Here is a 16,061-nt window from a genome sequence, read left to right as displayed (position 1 = left end):
CGCCCGGTTACATTCCGAACCCGGAAGCTAAGCCTTACAGCGCCGATGGTACTGCAGGGGGGACCCTGTGGGAGAGTAGGACACCGCCGAACAATTTTTGGGAAAGGGCCCACACCTTACGGTGTGGGCCCTTTCTGCATTTCCGGACTTATTTCCGGAGTCCGGAGGTGTTCAGGACGGGTGCACCAGGCCCGTGTCGTAGGCAAGGATCACCGCCTGGATCCGGTCCCGGGAATTCGTCTTCGCGAGGATGCGGCCCACATGCGTCTTCACCGTGGACTCGGCGAGATGCAGACGGGTGGCTATCTCGGTGTTCGTCCAGCCCCTGCCCACCACGCTGAGGATCTCCCGTTCGCGTTCCGTGAGGGGGGACAGGCGCGGGTCCTGACCTGGAGTTCCCCGCGGTCCCTGGTCGTCCCGGGGCGTCCCGGACGGCAGGTGGTGGACGTAGGCGTCCAGGAGGCGGCGGGTCAGGCTGGGGGCGACCACGGCGTCGCCGGTGGCCACCGCCCGGATGCCGGCGAGGAGTTCTTCCGGCTGGGCGTCCTTCACCAGGAAGCCCGAGGCGCCGGCGCGGAGTCCGGCGTAGGCGTACTCGTCCAGGTCGAACGTGGTGAGGATGAGCACCCGGGTGCGGTCCCCGGCAGCCGTGATGCGGCGGGTCGCCTCGATACCGTCCAGGCCGGGCATGCGGACGTCCATCAGGACCACGTCCGGGCTCAGGTCCGCCGTCATACGGACGGCTTCGCTGCCGTTGGCGGCTTCGCCCAGGACCGTCATGTCGTCCTGGCTCTCCAGGAGCATGCGGAAGCCGAAACGCTGGAGGGACTGGTCGTCGGCGATCAGGACCGTGGTCACTGCGGGGATTCCTCCGGAAGGCTCAGGTGGACGCGCCAGCCGGGCGCGGGATGCGGGCTCGGGCCGGCCTCAAGTGTGCCCCCGTACAGGGCTGTTCGCTCGCGCATGCCGGGCAGGCCGCGGCCGTCGGCGCCCGGTGCGGGGCCGCCCCGGCCGGTGTCCGTGACCGTGGCGGTGACGGCGCCCCTGTCCTCGTACGACAGCTCTACCTGGGCGGTCGTGCCGGGGCCGGCGTGTTTGAGGGTGTTCGTCAGGGACTCCTGGATGACGCGGTAGACGGTGAGCTGGCGGCCGGGGGAGAGGGCCGGGGTTCCGGTCACGGTGACGTCGACGGGGAGACCTACCGCGCGGACACCGCTGACGAGCCGGTCGAGGTCGGTGAGGCCGGGCTGCGGGGCGAGTTGTGGTCCGGGGCTCTCCTCGGGGTGGTCCTCCTCACGGAGGACGTCGAGGAGGCGGCGCAGTTCGCCGAGGGCCTGGCGGCTGGTGGCGGCGATGGCGTGGAGGGCCTGGGCCGCGCGCTCCGGGGACTTGACGGCGGCGTACTTGCCGCCGTCCGCCAGACCGGTGATGACGGAGAGGTTGTGGCCGATGATGTCGTGCATCTCCCGTGCGATCCGCGCGCGCTCGGCGGCTGCCGCGAGCCGGGCCTGCTGGTCGCGTTCGATCTCCAGGCGGCGGGCGCGGTCCTCGAGGGTCTCGGTGTGGTCGCGGCGGGTGCGGACGGTGATCCCGATGGCCGTCGCCACCGCGAACGTCATGAGGACGGGGACGATCTCCTTGTCCGGGCCGCCCTGCGGATGGCGTACGGCGGTCACGGTGGCGGTCGCGGTGAGGAGGGCCGCCGCCCACCACAGGGTGCGGGCGGGGCGGCGCAGGGCGATGTGGAAGACGACCAGCAGGTGGAGCATGGCCGCCTGGAGGGCGATGCCCGTCCAGGCGTTGACGAGGGCGAACGGGGTCAGGGCCAGGAGGACGGCGCGCGGGTGGGTGCGGCGCCACAGCAGCGGCACGGACAGGGCCAGGCTGAGGGTGAGGACGAGCCATCGGGGGCTGTCGGGGGCGCGGGTGACGGTGAGCCAGCCGCCGCCGTAGTAGTCGATCAGGGCTGCCGTCACCCAGAAGCCGGTGAGGTGCAGGTCCCAGACGAGCGGGTGGCGTGCGTCGAAGGCGCGGACGCGCCGGCTGACGCGCTGGACGTACTGGGTCAGCGGCTCGGCCGTGCGCGCCCCGGTGGCTGGTTGCTCCGTCACGCGTCCATCGTGCGGGCTCTTCCCCGCCGGTCCCAGAGGCGGGGGACGTATTCCGGATGAGGGATGTCGTACCCGGGTACTACGGTGGCCGTCATGTGCACCAGCAGCCCCGAGAGCTATGTGATCAGGTCGATACGGGCGGACGAGTGGCCGGCGGTGAGGGAGCTGCGGCTCGCCGCGCTCCAGGACCCGGTCGCGCCGCTGGCCTTCCTGGAGACGTACGAGGACGCGCTGACCCGGTCCGACGCGTTCTGGCAGGAGCGGGCGGCCGGGGCGTGCGAAGGGGCCGACGCGGCGCAGCAGATCGTCGCCGCGCGTCCGGACGGGGTGTGGGTCGGTACGGCCACCGTGCTGGTCGAGGCGCCGGGCACGACGGACTGGGCCGGACTTCCGGTGACGCGCAAGCAGGGGCATGTCGTCGGGGTGTTCGTGCGGCCCGAGGAGCGGGGGAGCGGGCTGACGGACGTGCTGTTCGACGCCGCGCTGGAGTGGGCCTGGTCGCGGGGCGCGGAGCGGGTGCGCCTCATCGTGCACGAGGAGAACGGGCGGGCGCAGCGCTTCTACCGGCGGGTGGGGTTCGTGCCGTCCGGGGTGACCGTGCCGGTCGGTGAGCAGGGGGCGCGCGAGCTGGAGTTCGTCATCGAGCGGCCGTGACCGGCGCCCGGTCAGCCGGGCAGTTCGGCGTGCGGCCAGCGGGAGCGCGCCTGTTCGCGGGACCGGAGCAGGGCCAGGGTCGGCATACCCCGGTCCGCTCCGGTTGCCAGCAGCTCCGGTACCTGGGGAAGCGGAGCCACGGCGGCGACGTCGTCCAGGACGAGCGTCATTGGTGGGTCGAGGCGACCGGAGGATGACCGTTCGGCCATGCGCCGGCCACGCTCGACCACGCTTGCGGCCAGGGCCGTCAGGAGGGGCATGGCGCCCGGCTCGGCTCTGGGATCCTCGATGGATTCACCCACCACGTAAAGCGTGCCCGTTTCGTGGACGAAGGAATCCAGGGTGAGGGCATCGGTTCGGTGGGGCGTGCAGGACTCCCGGATGTTGACCATCGACAGGGCGGCCAGCGCCCGGGTGGTCAACTCCTGTGCCATGTCCCGGCGTTCGGGGTGGGCGGTGAGCGCCGCCTCCAGTTCCCCGGCGGACCCGGGTGCGGCCTTCGGGTGGGTACGGAGGATGCGTACGGCGTCCTGGATCTGGGTGCCCTGGGACCAGCGGTGGACGTGCCGGACGGTGCGGCCGTCGACGGCGGCGGCGTGCAGATAGCTGCGCAGCAGCGTCTCCGCGGTGTCGCCGACCGCCTGGTCGAGGCGGGAGGTGGGGCGGACCGGGGCGAGCAGCGCGGCGGATCGGGAGGCGGCCGTCGCCTTGTCCTCGCAGCCGGTGGTGGGCGACCAGTGGAGGCGGGCCGGGGTGTCGCACAGGTGGCTGGGGTCGTACAGGAGGACCGGGCCCAGTTTGCCGCGGGCGTCCTTGGTGTCCTGCCAGAGGGCCGGGTTGGACGTGACGACGAGCGCGGCGCCCTCGGCGTCGAGGACGGCCTGGGCCGCGCTGGGCAGGCGGGCGTCCCGGGGTGCCACGAGGACCGTTTCCCGGGCGGTGACGGTGGCCGGGAGGGGCGCGAGGGCCGGCCCGGTGGGGGGAGGGGTGGGCGGGGCCGTCTCCGTGCGCAGGCCCGCGTGCTCGACGACGGCTTCCGGCTGCCGCCGTTCCACCGCGGGGGCGGTCTGCCGTGGCTCGGGTGCCGGCATGGGCTGCCGTGCTTCCGGTGTGGGCTCGGGCTCCGTCCGCGGGGCCGGCACCTCGTGCGGAGTCGGTGCGGTGCCCGCGTACGGGCGTCCGGCGCGGCGGGCCGCCCGGACGGCGCGCCAGCGGGTCAGCGTGCCCATCACGAACACGGTGAGCACGACCATCACCATCAACTGGCCGATGAACAGGCCCCAGAACAGTCCGTAGCCGGACAGCCGCCCCTCGGGGGTGTCCGGCCACGCGCCCGCGAGGTCGTGGGGGTCCCCGATCAGGGAGCGCATGGCGAGCGGCGTGCGGGCGACCGTGACGCCGTCCGGCCACGACCCGTGCGCGAACAGGCCCGCCAGGCCCGTCGCCGTCCAGACCATCAGGGTCATGCCGAGGAGGAAGCCGAGTATGCCGATCAGCAGGCCGTCGGGAATGCCTCCCTGGCCCTCCCGGTGCCGGCGCTCCCCGCGGTCGTCCGGTCTCACGCTCGCCTCCCCCTACGCCACCGTCGATTCCGAGTCGCCCAGGTGCTGCTCCACGAAGGCCGCCGCCCGCTCCTCCGCCTCCAGTTCGGCGGCGCGCAGGGCGTCGTCGGTGAGGTGGTCGGCGGACGACTCGGTCATCGCGCGGTCGGTGAAGACCAGGGGGCGTTCGGACTCCGTGATCAGGTGCTTGACCACCTGGACGTTGCCGTTGACGTCCCAGACCGCGATGCCGGGGGTGAGCGACGGGATGATCTCCACGGCCCAGCGGGGCAGGCCGAGCACCCGGCCGGTCGCCCGCGCCTCGTCGGCCTTCTGCGCGTAGATCGTCCTGGTCGACGCCATCTTCAGGATGGCGGCCGCCTCCTTGGCCGCCGCGCCGTCGACGACGTCGGACAGATGGTGGACGACGGCCACGAAGGACAGGCCGAGCCGGCGGCCGAACTTCAGCAGCCGCTGGAACAGCTGGGCCACGAACGGGCTGTTGATGATGTGCCAGGCCTCCTCGACCAGGAAGATGCGCTTCTTCCGGTCGGGGCGGATCCAGGTGTGCTCCAGCCACACGCCGACGATCGCCATCAGGATCGGCATCGCGATCGAGTTGCGGTCGATGTGGGACAGGTCGAACACGATGAGGGGCGCGTCGAGGTCGATGCCGACCGTCGTGGGGCCGTCGAACATGCCCCTCAGGTCACCGTCGACCAGCCGGTCCAGCACCAGTGCCACGTCCAGGCCCCACGCCCGTACGTCGTCTATGGCGACGTTCATCGCCTCGGCCGACTCGGGTTCGGGGTGCCGCAGTTGCTCCACGATGTCGGTGAGGACCGGCTGGCGTTCGACGATGGTCTCGTTGACGTAGGCGTGCGCGACCTTCAGCGCGAAGCCGGAGCGCTCGTCCAGGCCGTGGCCCATCGCGACCTCGATGATGGTCCGCAGCAGCGCCAGCTGGCCCGTCGTGGTGATCGACGGGTCGAGCGGGTTGAGCCGGATGCCGTGGTCGAGGGCGGCCGTCGGGTCCAGCCGGATCGGCGTTATGCCCAGCTGCTCGGCGATGAGGTTCCACTCGCCGACGCCGTCCTCGCCCTGCGCGTCCAGGACGACGACCTGCCGGTCCCGGAAGCGCAGCTGACGCAGGACGTACGTCTTCTCCAGCGCCGACTTGCCGTTGCCGGACTCGCCGAGGACCAGCCAGTGCGGGGCCGGGAGCTGCTGGCCGTACAGCTGGAAGGGGTCGTAGATGTAGCCCTTCCCGGAGTAGACCTCGCGGCCGATGATGACGCCCGAGTCGCCGAGGCCGGGGGCCGCGGTCGGCAGGTACACCGCCTGCGCCTGGCCCGTGGACGTGCGCACCGGTGGCCGGGTCGTCTCGACCTTCCCGAACAGGAAGGACGTGAAGGCGTCGGTGAGGACGGACAGCGGGTCCCGCATCAGGTCCTACCTCCGAATGCCGGTGGCGAAGGGGAGCGTGTTCACGAATGCCCGGTGGTGCTCGCGGTCGCACCACTCCAGCTTCAGATACGACTTTCCGGCCGACGCCCGGATGGTCCGCTTGTCGCGGGCCAGGGCCTCGGGGGTGCGGGCGGAGACGGTGATGTAGCCGACGAGGTTGACGCCCGCCGCGCCGCTCGCGAGGTCCTCGCCGCGCTGGTCCAGACGGTTGTGGGCGGCGATGTCCCGGGGGTCGACCGTGCGGTTCATCTTGGCGGCGCGGCTCGCCTCGGCCTCGTCGTTGGTCTTCTCGGTGAGCATGCGCTCGATGGCGATCTCGGTGGGTTCGAGGTCCATCGTGACGGCGACCGTGCGGATGACGTCCGGGGTGTGGACCAGCAGCGGCGCCAGGAAGTTGACGCCGACCGGGGTCATCGGCCACTCCTTCACCCAGGCCGTGGCGTGGCACCAGGGCGCGCGGGTGGAGGACTCACGGGTCTTGGCCTGGAGGAACGTCGGCTCCATGGCGTCGAGCTCGGCCGGCCAGGCGTTGCGCTTCGTCATCGCCTGGATGTGGTCGATGGGGTGGTCCGGGTCGTACATGGAGTGGATCAGCGACGACAGGCGGCCCTGGCCGAGGGGCTGCCGTACCCGGATGTCGGCCTCCTGCAGGCGCGAGCAGATGTCGGTGAGCTCGCGGGCCATGACCACCGCGAGCCCGGCGTCCCGGTCGACCTTGCCGCGGCCGTGCGGGCGGGCGGCACGGGCCATCGCCTGGGCCTCGGCGGCCAGTTCCCGGGTGTAGTGCATGCAGGCGACGAGGTAGGCGCGGTGCTGCTCGCTGCTCGTCGACACCATGGACTGGAGCTGGTCGTACGACTGCCGCAGCCAGGCCGGGGCCCGGTCCTCGCCGCGGACGGCCACGTCCTTGGCGTGGGCGTCGGGGTCGGCGGGCAGGGTGCGGGCCAGCATCTGCAGGCGGGTCACGAAGCCGTCGTTGTTGGCGACGTGCTTCAGCAGGGTGCCGAAGCGGTCGACCAGGGCCTCCTGGTCCTCGGAGTCGCGCAGGCCGACGCCGGGGCCCTCGATCTCGATGGCGGCGGTGACGGTACGGCGGTCGGCGTGCAGCAGCACGGCGATCTCGTCCGGCCCGAACGGGGCGGCCAGCCAGGTGATGCGGCCGATGCCCGGCGGCGGCCCGACCTCGATCTCCCGGCCGTCGACGCGGGTGCCCGCCTCCATGGCGGAGGAGCGGTAGGTGGTGCCCCGGCGCAGGGTGCGCTTGTAGCTGCGGTTGATCTCGAACCACTTGTAGAAGGTCCGGTGCTTGTACGGCACGTACACCGCGGCCAGCGCGAGCAGCGGGAAGCCCATGAGGAGCACGATGCGCAGGGACAGGACGGGGACGAGCAGTCCGCACATCATGCCGAGGAACGCGCCGGCGATGATCAGCGCGATCTCGCCGGACTCGCGGTTGCGGCCGACGATGGCGTTCGGCCGGGCGCGGCCGATCAGATAGGTACGGCGGGGCGTGACCGGATGGGACACGTGGGACTCGGTCGTCAACGCCCGTCACCTCCTGGACGATTGCTGTGGGTGTTGCCTGCGTGCGGGGTGTTCACCGGGCTGCTCGAACGGGGTGCGGGTGCGGCGGAGGGGACAGATCCGCCGCCCCCGTTCGAGGAGCGCGAGCTGTGGGCGGCGACGCCGCCGGATGCGGGGTTGGCCGGGCGGGGGGAGCCGGACTGGCCCGAGCCGCCGTTGTTGTCCGCACGGGAGCTGTGCGTCTTGATGCCTTGGGCGACGAGGGTGGCCGGGGAGCTGATGACGGCCGCCGCCTTGCTCTCGGCGCCGCGCATGATGCGGTTGTTGCGGGTGTTCGCGATCTCGTCGCCGAAGCCGGGGACGAAGCGGTAGATCATCGCCGAGGCGAAGATCGCGAGCAGGATGATGGCGAGGCCGGAGACCACGGCGGCGAGGGAGTCGGGTCCCTCCTCCGTGGCGAGGGCGCCGGCGAGGCCGAGGACGATGACGATGACGGGCTTCACCAGGATGACGGCGATCATGATGCCGGCCCAGCGGCGGACGTGGCCCCACAGGTCCTTGTCCACGAGGCCGGCGTAGACGACGACGCCGAGCAGGGCGCCGACGTAGAGCAGCACGGCCCGGATGTAGAGCTCCAGGTAGAGGACGCCGGCGGCGAGGATCGAGATCAGCGAGACCAGGATCAGCATGATCGGGCCGCCGCCGATGTCGTCGCCCTTCTCCAGCGCCTCGGAGAACGTGCCGAAGAAGGTGTCCGTCTGGTTGCCGGTCGCCTTGGCCAGGACGTCGCTGACGCCGTCGGTCGCGGAGACGACGGTGTAGAGGATCAGGGGCGTGAAGGCGGACGCCAGCACCGTGAGCCAGAGGAAGCCGATGGCCTCCGACATGGCGGTCGCGAACGGCACGCCGCGTACGGCGCGCTTGGCGACGGCGAGCAGCCACAGGAGGAGGGTGAGGATGGCGGAGGCGGCGAAGACGACGGCGTAGTGCTTCAGGAACGTGAGGTTCGTGAAGTCGACGGCCGCGGTCTCCTTCACGGCCTCGCTGAGCCTGTCGACGGTCCACGCGGCGGCGTCGGCACAGCCCTTGGCGAGGGAGGAGAGGGGGTCGAGGGTGGTGGTGGGGTCGGTGAGGGAGGGGGTGCCGGACCTTTTTCCGCCGCCGTTGTCTTTCTCGCAGTAGTCCTTGGAGGGGCCGTGGATGAGGTCGCAGGGGTTGTTGCTCGGCGACGGCGTGGGTGCCGCGAAGGCGCGGGAGGCCGTGAGGACCGCGGTGGTCTGTACGGCCGTGAGGACAGCGGCCAGCCTGAGCGCGCTGCGGTTAGCGGGCATATGTGAACCCTCCGAACTCCTGGACGGCCTTCGCCATCTCGTCGGCGCTGGAAGCCCGCTCGTCGCCGGGGACCGGTGTGGGGCCGTCTTTCTGGGAGTGCGTCACGATCTTCCAGTCACCACCGGCCCACTCCAGCTGCATGGTGATGGTGAACCAGCTGTTCGAGACCGGGCTCGTCGACTTCTCACCGGCGAGGCCCAGGAGGCCGCTGCACCAGACCTCGACTGTCGAGCTGGTGGTGGAGGCCGCGACGACCTTCGTGCCGACGGGGCTCGTGCGGGAGACGAACGTGTAACCCGTCGGGGTGGAACCGTCCTCGTTCAGGCCGACGTTCTTGTGGAACGCCGGCGTGTAGGCCTGGTCCAGGGTGGCCTCGAACTCGGAGACACGGGAAGGCGTGATGATCGTCCGCAGGATGGCGTCACGCTTGGCCTTGTCGAACATGTCGGCCGAGCCCAGCGCGATGGCGTAGTTCGCGGCAGCGCTCTGCGCCCCCTGCTCGTCGTGGGCGTAGCCGGCCGGGATGCCCGCGGAGCTGCTCTTGACGGGGCGGGTGCCCGTGGCCGCCGTGGAGGAGGCGTTCGGCTTGTCCTCGCCGCCGGAGGCGGAGCCGGAACCGCTGCCTCCGCGGTTCGCGAAGGCGATCGCGGCGATGAGGAGGACCACCACGCCGACGACCGTGATCATGCTCCGGGACGACGAACGGCCCCCTCTGCGCGCACCCCCGTACACGTCACCGCCGGCGTCGGGCAGCCGGGTGCGGGTCTGCCCCTCCCGATCGTCTCCGAGACTCATGCCGCGTACGCCCCCTCGGCGTCGGACGAATACACGTTGGAGTACGACGGTAGCCGCGCTGGCTCCCGCGCGGGCGCGGTGTGGTGACTGGACATCAGGGAGACGCAACCTCAGCCGGTGGGCACGACGGGTGGGTAGGGGACAGCGGAGCCGGGCGTGCCCGGAGGGACGGAGGGGTGAGGCGCTAGACGGCCATGCCGTACACGATGGTGAAGAGTGTGCCGAGGGAGCCGATGATGAAGACGCCCGTCAGGCCGGCGACGATCAGGCCCTTGCCCTGCTCGGCGCTGAACGTGTCCCGCAGGGCGGTGGCGCCGATGCGCTGTTTGGCCGCCCCCCAGATGGCGATGCCGAGGCAGATCAGGATGGCGACCGCCATGACGACCTGGATCATGGTCTTGGCTTCGTTTCCCAGTGCTCCGAACGGACCCCAGTCCGGGGCGATCCCGCCGATGATGGTGTTGATGTCGCCCTTGTCGGCCGCAAAGAACATGTAAGTCACCGCCCCTGTCGGGTAGTTCCACAGTCCCCCCGCACTGCGCAGAGGTCAGGTCTCATTCTCGCCGACAATGTCGCTTCCGTATGTCGACTTGGCGTCATTGATGGGCGGGATTCGTACGAATAGCTCGTATGGTCACTCTGTGTATCACGCCAGGTTACGCCGGGCAACGAGGCCTGAGCGGAACCTGGGGTGCGGTTCTGTCGTTAGCCCCTCTTCGTGCCGGTGCCGCTTCTGGCGGCAGCCCGGGTGAGGGGTCGTGCCCGTGTTCTGCGGGTGAAGGCTATCCCGCGTGGGTGAACCCGCGCGTGACAGGGTGTCAGGCTTCGCGGCCTTCGGTGACGTTCGCCGTGATGAGCCTCAGGAGCTGCTTGGCCAGGGCGTCCTGCTCGGCCGTCAGGCCCATGGCGTCGCCGATCGCGAGCGGGACGGCGGTCGCGCGCTCGCGCAGGCGGGCACCGGCCTCGGTGAGCCGGATGGCGACCGAGCGCTCGTCGTCGGGGCGGCGCTCGCGATGCAGCAGGCCGGCCGCCTCGAGGCGCTTGAGCAGGGGCGACAGGGTGCTGGACTCCAGCTGGAGGGCCGCGCCGAGGTCGCGTACGGAGATCGCGTCCTGCTCCCAGAGCGCCAGCATCACCAGGTACTGGGGGTAGGTCAGGCCCAGTTCGTCGAGGAGTGGCCGATATCGCGCGGTCACGGCGCGGGAGGCGGCGTACAGGGCGAAGCAGAGCTGGTCGTCCAGGAGCAGGGAGCCGGGGCCGCTCGCGGGCGGTCCGGGCGGCGGGGTCGGGCTCATCGGGGCTCCTGGTGCGGCGGTTGCTGCCTGTGCGTCTCCCCATTGTATCGGGCCAACTCATCGAGCCCTAATGAGTCGAGCACGAAGTCGTCGATGACGAATAAGTTGCGCACGACTTAATCGAGCGCTACTTTTATGTCGCGCCGCCGACCCCGGCGAACCGGCCGGGCGCTCCTGCCCGTAGCACCCCGATCCGAGGAGATCGTCATGTCCGAGTCCCCCCGCCCCGTTCTCGAACCCGCCGCCCAGGCGTTCGTCGAGGCGACCGCGCAGCCGCCGTACCTCTTCGACCTGGGGCCGGAGGGCGGGCGCAAGGCCGTCGACGAGGTGCAGTCGGGCGAGGTGGCCAAGCCGGCCGTCGACGAGGAGTGGCTGACCGTCCCCGGTGGCCCGACCGGCGAGGTCAGGGTGCGGATCGTCCGTCCGGCCGGTGTCTCCGGGACGCTGCCGGTGATCGTCTACATCCACGGCGCCGGCTGGGTCTTCGGCAACGCCCACACCCACGACCGCCTCGTGCGGGAACTGGCCGTCGGCACCGGTGCCGCGGTCGTCTTCCCCGAGTACGACCTCTCGCCCGAGGCCCGCTATCCCGTCGCCGTCGAGCAGAACCACGCCGTGGCGCGGTGGGTCGTCGCCGAGGGCGCCGGACACGGCCTGGACGCGAGCCGGATCGCCGTGGCCGGTGACTCGGTGGGCGGCAACATGGCGGCGGCGCTGACCCTGACGGCCAAGCGGCGCGGGGACGTCCCGCTGGTGGCGCAGGTGCTCTTCTACCCGGTCACCGACGCCTCGTTCGACACCGGCTCCTACCGGCAGTTCGCCGAGGGGTACTTCCTGCGCCGGGACGCCATGCAGTGGTTCTGGGACCAGTACACGACCGACGAGGCCGAGCGCGCGCAGATCACCGCCTCGCCGCTGCGCGCCACCGTGGAACAGCTCACGGGCCTGCCGCCGGCGCTCGTCGTCACCGCCGAGGCTGACGTGCTGCGCGACGAGGGCGAGGCGTACGCGAACAAGCTGCGCCAGGCCGGCGTCCCGGTGACCGCCGTGCGCTACCAGGGCGCGATCCACGACTTCGTGATGCTGAACGCCCTGCGCGGGACACGGGCCGCCGACGGGGCGATCAAGCAGGCGATCGGCGTGCTGCGGGACGCCTTCGGGGCGTGACGCGGCTCCGGTGAGGGGCACCGGGCCGAGCGAGCAGGCCGTCCACGCCCGTCGGGGCGGGGGCGGCCTGTGGCGTCTCAGCCGGACGTACCGCCCGCGGCGGGCAGGGAGTCCCGGACGGCCTGCGCGGTCGCGGTGGGGTCGTAGCCCTCGGGGACCCCGTCGACCAGGACGATGTCGCCCGTGATGTGACGGGTGCGCAGCGGGGCGATCTCCTGGTAGGCGGGGGAGTTCCACCAGGCGCGGGCCTCGGTGAGGCCGGGAAAGGCGATCATCACCACGGCGCCGGACCAGTCGCCCTCGACCGTCTCGTGCGGGGTGCCGTGCACCAGGAAGCGGCCGCCGTACGGCGCGAAGGTCGCGGTGATGCGGTCGATGTACTCGGCGACCTCGGGGTGCGGGGTGATGTCGCGGAGGTGGGCTATGGCGTAGGCGGGCATGGGGTCCTCCCGGTCGGGACGGGTCGGGTCGGATCGAGCGGCCTGCGACGCGATCGTGGCACGCCGGCCACGCCGGGATCGATTACCCGCCGGGTCATGCGCGGACGGTGGGTGGGCCGGTTGCGGGTGCCCGGGCGAGGGAAGCTCCTACACTGGCGCGGGCGGACTCCCGGCGGGTGAGGGGCGGTTGACGGTGCGTAAGGCTTGGATCGTGGCGGGTTCCGCCGTCGCGGCGGGGCTGAGTTTCGTGCTGGTGCTCGTCATCGGGGTGTACCTCGTCGCCGGGAACCCGGCGGGCGGCCTGAGCGGCGGCGCCCGGAACCTGGCCAAGGGCGCGGTGCCCGCCGCCTACCAGGCGCTGGTGGAGAAGTGGGGCAACCGGTGCCCCGCCATCAACCCGGCGCTGCTCGCCGCCCAGCTGTACCAGGAGAGCGGCTTCAACCCGCGGGCGCAGAGCCCGGCGGCGGCCCAGGGTATCGCGCAGTTCATCCCGGGCACCTGGGCCATCCACGGCATCGACGGCGACGGCGACGGCGACCGCGACGTGTGGGACCCGGCGGACGCCATCCCGTCGGCCGCGTCGTACGACTGCACGCTCGCCTCGTACGTGAAGGACGTGCCCGGCGACCCGAAGCGGAACATGCTCGCGTCCTACAACGCCGGGGCGTACGCGGTCATCAAGTACGGGGGCGTGCCGCCGTACAAGGAGACCCGGAACTACGTGAAGACGATCACGACGCTGGAGGAGAGCTTCGCCGCGCCGGTCTCCCGGCTCGACCCCAGCAAGCAGGCCGCCGGGGCCATCGCCTACGCGCAGAAGAAGCTGGGCACCCTCTACCTCTGGGGAGGCGACGGCACCGCCGAGGACGGCGGGCGCTTCGACTGCTCGGGGCTGACCAAGGCCGCCTACGAGAGCGTCGGCGTCACGCTGCCCCGGGTGGCCAACGACCAGTGGAACGCGGGACCGCATCCGGCCAGGAGCGAACTGCTCCCCGGGGATCTGGTGTTCTTCTCCGACGACCTCGGGAACTCACGGGCCATCCGGCATGTCGGGATTTATGTCGGCGGCGGATACATGATCGACGCCCCGAGAACGGGTGCTGTGATCCGGTTCGACCCGATCGACACCCCCGACTACTTCGGGGCCACCCGGGTGACGGAGGATGGCGCGAAAGCGCTGCCCACGACGGTGTGAACGGAGCGTGAACCCTCCCCCTGAGCAGCGATGACGGGTCTCTCTTCGATAACGTCTGCGTGATCATTCAGTGGAGTGTGGAACCCAACGGCGGGGACCGTGCGTTCCTGGTGGCGTAGCCGGATCTACAACCACGGGGGTGGGCGGAGCGGCGTACGCAGGATGCGCCGAGAGACGATGAAGGGGCCGCGGCACCATGGCTGGACTCGCAGAATCCGGGTCGAACCCCGACGTCGAGCTGCTGTACGACATCAACGGCCTGGCCAAGGACGCACCGCACTGGTTCGACCGGGTCATGGAGTACGTCGGTGAGTACGGCGTGCTGCTCGGCCTGGTCCTGGCCGTGCTGTGGTGCTGGTGGACCGTACGGCGGCGCGGCGCGCAGGACGCCGCCTCCTCGGTCGCCGCGCTCGTGTGGGCGCCACTGGCCGCGGGCATCGCCGTCCTCGTGAACGTGCCGATAAGGGGCTTCGTGGAACGCCCCCGGCCCTTCAACGACCACCAGGGGCTCGAGGTCCTGGTCAGCGGCAAGACCGACTACTCCTTCGTCAGCGACCACGCCACCATCGCGATGGCTCTCGGTGTCGCCCTGTTCGTCGCCAACCGCAGGTTCGGGCTCGTCGGCATCGGCCTCGCGCTGCTCGAAGGCTTCTGCCGGGTCTACATGGGCGTGCACTACCCGACCGACGTCGTCGGCGGGTTCGCGCTCGGCACGGCCGTCGCGCTGCTCCTGTCCCCGCCGGCCATGGCCCTGCTGACGCCGCTCATGTCCGCCATCGAACGTTCCCCGCGCGGTGGTTGGCTGATCCGCGCGCGTGGGCTGTCGGGTGACGACGGCAGCGACGCGCTGCTGCGCGGGGCCCGCAAGGACGGCTCCGGGGCCGAGGAGCGGGACCTCGCGGCCTGAAAGGCGCTACAGCGACTGCGGGTAGGTGAAGAAGCCCTGCGGGTCGTACCGCCGCTTCAGCTTCGCCAGACGGGTCGCCGCGTCCCCGTAGTACGCCGTGCGCCACTCCTTCAGGGACCCGTCGGTGTAGTTCTGGTACGCGGCTCCGGAGGCGTACGGCCGCATCGCGTCGTGCGCGGCCGTCAGCCAGGACTGGACGGCGGTGCCCGAGGTGCCCGCCCGCCAGGAGCCGATGTACTGGGCCAGCATCCGCGAGCGGCGGTGGACGAACGCCGTCGCGGTGGGGGAGACCCGGTTCACGGCCCCGCCCAGGGCCGTCAGGGCGATGCTGCCCGAGCCGCCGCGCACCAACTCCATCTGGCGGATCAGCGTCTGGACGCCGGCCGCTGACAGGGAGCGGTCGAAGAAGTCCGACTTGGCCGCGTACGTCTCGCGGCCGAGCGCGCCCTGCGGGGTGCGGCCCGGGGTGGAGCCGGGCAGGTGGCACTGCTCGTCGGTGAACGACGCGCAGCCGGCGTACAGCTCCATCGACTCCTCGTAGGAGCGGCGCCGCAGGGTGACGCTGCGGGCGGGGCCCGGGCCGCCGGGGCCGTCCGCGAGGCGGTCGACGGCGTTCTGCAGCTCGCGGTAGGAGCCCAGCGAGAAGGCCGAGACGGAGACGGTGGGGGTGGCGCCGGCACCGCCGAGGTGCAGCGCCGACCAGATCTCGTCCGGCTGGGACGGGCCCCACTCCTGCCACGCCCTGATCAGCGCGGCGGCCTTCGACCAGGGCCAGCTCATGTACGCCGTCACCGACTGCGGGGCGGGGTGGGTCCTGAAGTGCAGTTCCGTGACGACGCCGAAGTTGCCGTTGCCGGCGCCCCGCAGGGCCCAGAAGAGGTCCTGGTTCGTGGAGGCGTCGGCGGTGAGCTGCTTGCCGTCGGCGGTGACGAGGACGGCACGGGTGAGGCTGTCGCAGGTCAGGCCGTAGGCGCGGGAGGTGACGCCGTGGCCGCCGCCGAGGGTGAGGCCGGAGACGCCGACGGTCGGGCAGGAGCCGGCGGGTATGGTCACGTCCTTCGCCGCGAGCGTGCGGTAGACGTCGATGAGCTTGGAGCCGGCGCCGACGACCGCGGTGCCGCCGGAGACGCGGATGCGGTCGAGCCGGGAGACGTCGACGATCAGGCGGCCGTCGCCCGAGGACCAGCCGGCGTAGCTGTGGCCGCCGTTGCGGATGGCGACCTTCAGGCGGTGGGCGCGGGCGTAGTCGAGCGTGGTGCGTATGTCGTCGGCGTGGGCGACGTAGGCGACGGCGCTGGGCTTCAGGCCGTCGAAGCGGGTGTTGTACAGCTGGTGGGCCGTGCCCCAGGAGGCGTCGCCGGGGCGTATGAGAGAGCCGTCGAGGTCGCGGGCGAGGGCGGACCAGGTGGCGGGGGCGGAGGCGGCTGAGGTGCGGGTGCGGGTGTGGGTCGTCTTCGACGCGGGGCGGGTGCCGCCCTTGTCCGTGCCGGCCTCGCAGGCGGTGGTCGTCAGCGCGGCGAGCGCCGCCGCGGTGCCGCCGCCGATGAAGGTACGCCGTTCCATGTCGCCTCCTGGGGTCACGTGGAACGAGACGGGGTGGCGCGGCGTGGGGTTCCATGAGCGGACGGGCCGG

15 protein-coding genes and 1 rRNA gene are annotated in these 16,061 nt (G+C 71.6%); 5 read left to right on the top strand and 11 right to left on the bottom strand.

Annotation, left to right across the window (positions count from 1 at the left end; translation table 11 throughout):
- Window positions 1-92, top strand: a 5S ribosomal RNA gene (gene rrf / locus ACFRAC_RS19575); the annotation flags it as partial.
- 79 nt (window positions 93-171) lie between these two features.
- Here the strand turns inward: rrf and ACFRAC_RS19570 are convergent.
- Together ACFRAC_RS19570 and ACFRAC_RS19565 are read right to left on the bottom strand one after the other, a co-directional pair.
- Entirely contained in the window at window positions 172-858 is a 687-nt protein-coding gene (locus ACFRAC_RS19570; protein ID WP_382925219.1) for a response regulator, read from the bottom strand.
- A complete protein-coding gene (locus tag ACFRAC_RS19565; protein ID WP_382925217.1) occupies window positions 855-2,111 on the bottom strand; it encodes a sensor histidine kinase in 1,257 nt (418 codons plus the stop codon). Before ACFRAC_RS19565 ends, ACFRAC_RS19570 begins: the two co-directional genes overlap by 4 nt.
- A 93-nt stretch (window positions 2,112-2,204) precedes the next feature.
- Here ACFRAC_RS19565 and ACFRAC_RS19560 point away from each other — a divergent pair, with 93 nt between their 5' ends.
- Complete coding sequence (locus ACFRAC_RS19560; protein ID WP_382925215.1) at window positions 2,205-2,765, top strand: GNAT family N-acetyltransferase; 561 nt, start codon at window positions 2,205-2,207, stop codon at window positions 2,763-2,765.
- A gap of 11 nt (window positions 2,766-2,776) precedes the next feature.
- Here the strand turns inward: ACFRAC_RS19560 and ACFRAC_RS19555 are convergent, their stop codons facing one another.
- From ACFRAC_RS19555 to ACFRAC_RS19525, 7 genes are all read right to left on the bottom strand, one after another.
- Window positions 2,777-4,327 carry a type VI secretion protein gene (locus tag ACFRAC_RS19555; protein WP_382925213.1) on the bottom strand — a complete coding sequence of 517 codons (1,551 nt, stop codon included), beginning with the start codon at window positions 4,325-4,327 and terminating at the stop codon, window positions 2,777-2,779.
- A 12-nt stretch (window positions 4,328-4,339) separates the two neighbouring features.
- Window positions 4,340-5,752, bottom strand: coding sequence for an ATP-binding protein (locus tag ACFRAC_RS19550; RefSeq protein WP_382925211.1), 1,413 nt, complete (start codon window positions 5,750-5,752; stop codon window positions 4,340-4,342).
- A 6-nt stretch (window positions 5,753-5,758) separates the two neighbouring features.
- Window positions 5,759-7,318: an SCO6880 family protein gene (locus ACFRAC_RS19545; RefSeq protein WP_382925209.1), complete on the bottom strand. Its 1,560-nt coding sequence runs from the start codon at window positions 7,316-7,318 to the stop codon at window positions 5,759-5,761.
- The gene (locus ACFRAC_RS19540) at window positions 7,315-8,628 is read right to left on the bottom strand and encodes a hypothetical protein (RefSeq protein ID WP_382925207.1); all 1,314 of its coding nucleotides are present in this window, start codon (window positions 8,626-8,628) and stop codon (window positions 7,315-7,317) included. The genes ACFRAC_RS19545 and ACFRAC_RS19540 overlap by 4 nt, the downstream gene beginning before the upstream one ends.
- The gene (locus tag ACFRAC_RS19535; RefSeq protein WP_382925205.1) at window positions 8,618-9,424 is read right to left on the bottom strand and encodes a hypothetical protein; all 807 of its coding nucleotides are present in this window, start codon (window positions 9,422-9,424) and stop codon (window positions 8,618-8,620) included. Before ACFRAC_RS19535 ends, ACFRAC_RS19540 begins: the two co-directional genes overlap by 11 nt.
- Before the next feature lie 184 nt (window positions 9,425-9,608).
- Window positions 9,609-9,917: a hypothetical protein gene (locus ACFRAC_RS19530; protein ID WP_055624817.1), complete on the bottom strand. Its 309-nt coding sequence runs from the start codon at window positions 9,915-9,917 to the stop codon at window positions 9,609-9,611.
- 325 nt (window positions 9,918-10,242) lie between these two features.
- Entirely contained in the window at window positions 10,243-10,719 is a 477-nt protein-coding gene (locus tag ACFRAC_RS19525) for a MarR family winged helix-turn-helix transcriptional regulator (protein WP_382925203.1), read from the bottom strand.
- Between the two features lie 207 nt (window positions 10,720-10,926).
- On the opposite strand from ACFRAC_RS19525, the gene ACFRAC_RS19520 reads away from it, so the two are divergent.
- Window positions 10,927-11,886, top strand: a complete 960-nt coding sequence (locus ACFRAC_RS19520; RefSeq protein ID WP_382925202.1) for an alpha/beta hydrolase — start codon at window positions 10,927-10,929, stop codon at window positions 11,884-11,886.
- Window positions 11,887-11,963: 77 nt separating this feature from the next.
- On the opposite strand, the gene ACFRAC_RS19515 is transcribed toward ACFRAC_RS19520, so the two are convergent.
- On the bottom strand, window positions 11,964-12,326 hold the full coding sequence (locus ACFRAC_RS19515; protein WP_382925200.1) for a DUF1330 domain-containing protein: 363 nt from the start codon (window positions 12,324-12,326) through the stop codon (window positions 11,964-11,966).
- Window positions 12,327-12,513: 187 nt separating this feature from the next.
- Between ACFRAC_RS19515 and ACFRAC_RS19510 the strand changes: the two genes are divergently transcribed.
- Both ACFRAC_RS19510 and ACFRAC_RS19505 read left to right on the top strand, forming a co-directional pair.
- Complete coding sequence (locus tag ACFRAC_RS19510; RefSeq protein WP_382925198.1) at window positions 12,514-13,521, top strand: NlpC/P60 family protein; 1,008 nt, start codon at window positions 12,514-12,516, stop codon at window positions 13,519-13,521.
- 196 nt (window positions 13,522-13,717) lie between these two features.
- Window positions 13,718-14,428 carry a phosphatase PAP2 family protein gene (locus tag ACFRAC_RS19505; RefSeq protein ID WP_382925196.1) on the top strand — a complete coding sequence of 237 codons (711 nt, stop codon included), beginning with the start codon at window positions 13,718-13,720 and terminating at the stop codon, window positions 14,426-14,428.
- Between the two features lie 6 nt (window positions 14,429-14,434).
- On the opposite strand, the gene ACFRAC_RS19500 is transcribed toward ACFRAC_RS19505, so the two are convergent.
- Window positions 14,435-15,991, bottom strand: coding sequence for an FAD-binding oxidoreductase (locus tag ACFRAC_RS19500; RefSeq protein WP_382925194.1), 1,557 nt, complete (start codon window positions 15,989-15,991; stop codon window positions 14,435-14,437).
- Between the last annotated feature and the right edge of the window lie 70 nt (window positions 15,992-16,061).

It is taken from the genome of Streptomyces sp. NPDC056628 (assembly GCF_042792555.1).
Classification (GTDB): domain Bacteria; phylum Actinomycetota; class Actinomycetes; order Streptomycetales; family Streptomycetaceae; genus Streptomyces.
The sequence above is the reverse complement of the archived record's forward strand: the minus strand, read 5'-3'. Positions and strand labels throughout refer to the sequence as shown.

Coding starts and splice junctions, on each gene's coding strand:
- ACFRAC_RS19560 (WP_382925215.1), top strand. CDS start 2,205: ATGTGCACCAGCAGCCCCGAGAGCTATGTGATCAGGTCGATACGGGCG.
- ACFRAC_RS19500 (WP_382925194.1), bottom strand. CDS start 15,991: ATGGAACGGCGTACCTTCATCGGCGGCGGCACCGCGGCGGCGCTCGCC.
- ACFRAC_RS19515 (WP_382925200.1), bottom strand. CDS start 12,326: ATGCCCGCCTACGCCATAGCCCACCTCCGCGACATCACCCCGCACCCC.
- ACFRAC_RS19505 (WP_382925196.1), top strand. CDS start 13,718: ATGGCTGGACTCGCAGAATCCGGGTCGAACCCCGACGTCGAGCTGCTG.
- ACFRAC_RS19540 (WP_382925207.1), bottom strand. CDS start 8,628: ATGCCCGCTAACCGCAGCGCGCTCAGGCTGGCCGCTGTCCTCACGGCC.
- ACFRAC_RS19550 (WP_382925211.1), bottom strand. CDS start 5,752: ATGCGGGACCCGCTGTCCGTCCTCACCGACGCCTTCACGTCCTTCCTG.
- ACFRAC_RS19530 (WP_055624817.1), bottom strand. CDS start 9,917: ATGTTCTTTGCGGCCGACAAGGGCGACATCAACACCATCATCGGCGGG.
- ACFRAC_RS19535 (WP_382925205.1), bottom strand. CDS start 9,424: ATGAGTCTCGGAGACGATCGGGAGGGGCAGACCCGCACCCGGCTGCCC.
- ACFRAC_RS19525 (WP_382925203.1), bottom strand. CDS start 10,719: ATGAGCCCGACCCCGCCGCCCGGACCGCCCGCGAGCGGCCCCGGCTCC.
- ACFRAC_RS19520 (WP_382925202.1), top strand. CDS start 10,927: ATGTCCGAGTCCCCCCGCCCCGTTCTCGAACCCGCCGCCCAGGCGTTC.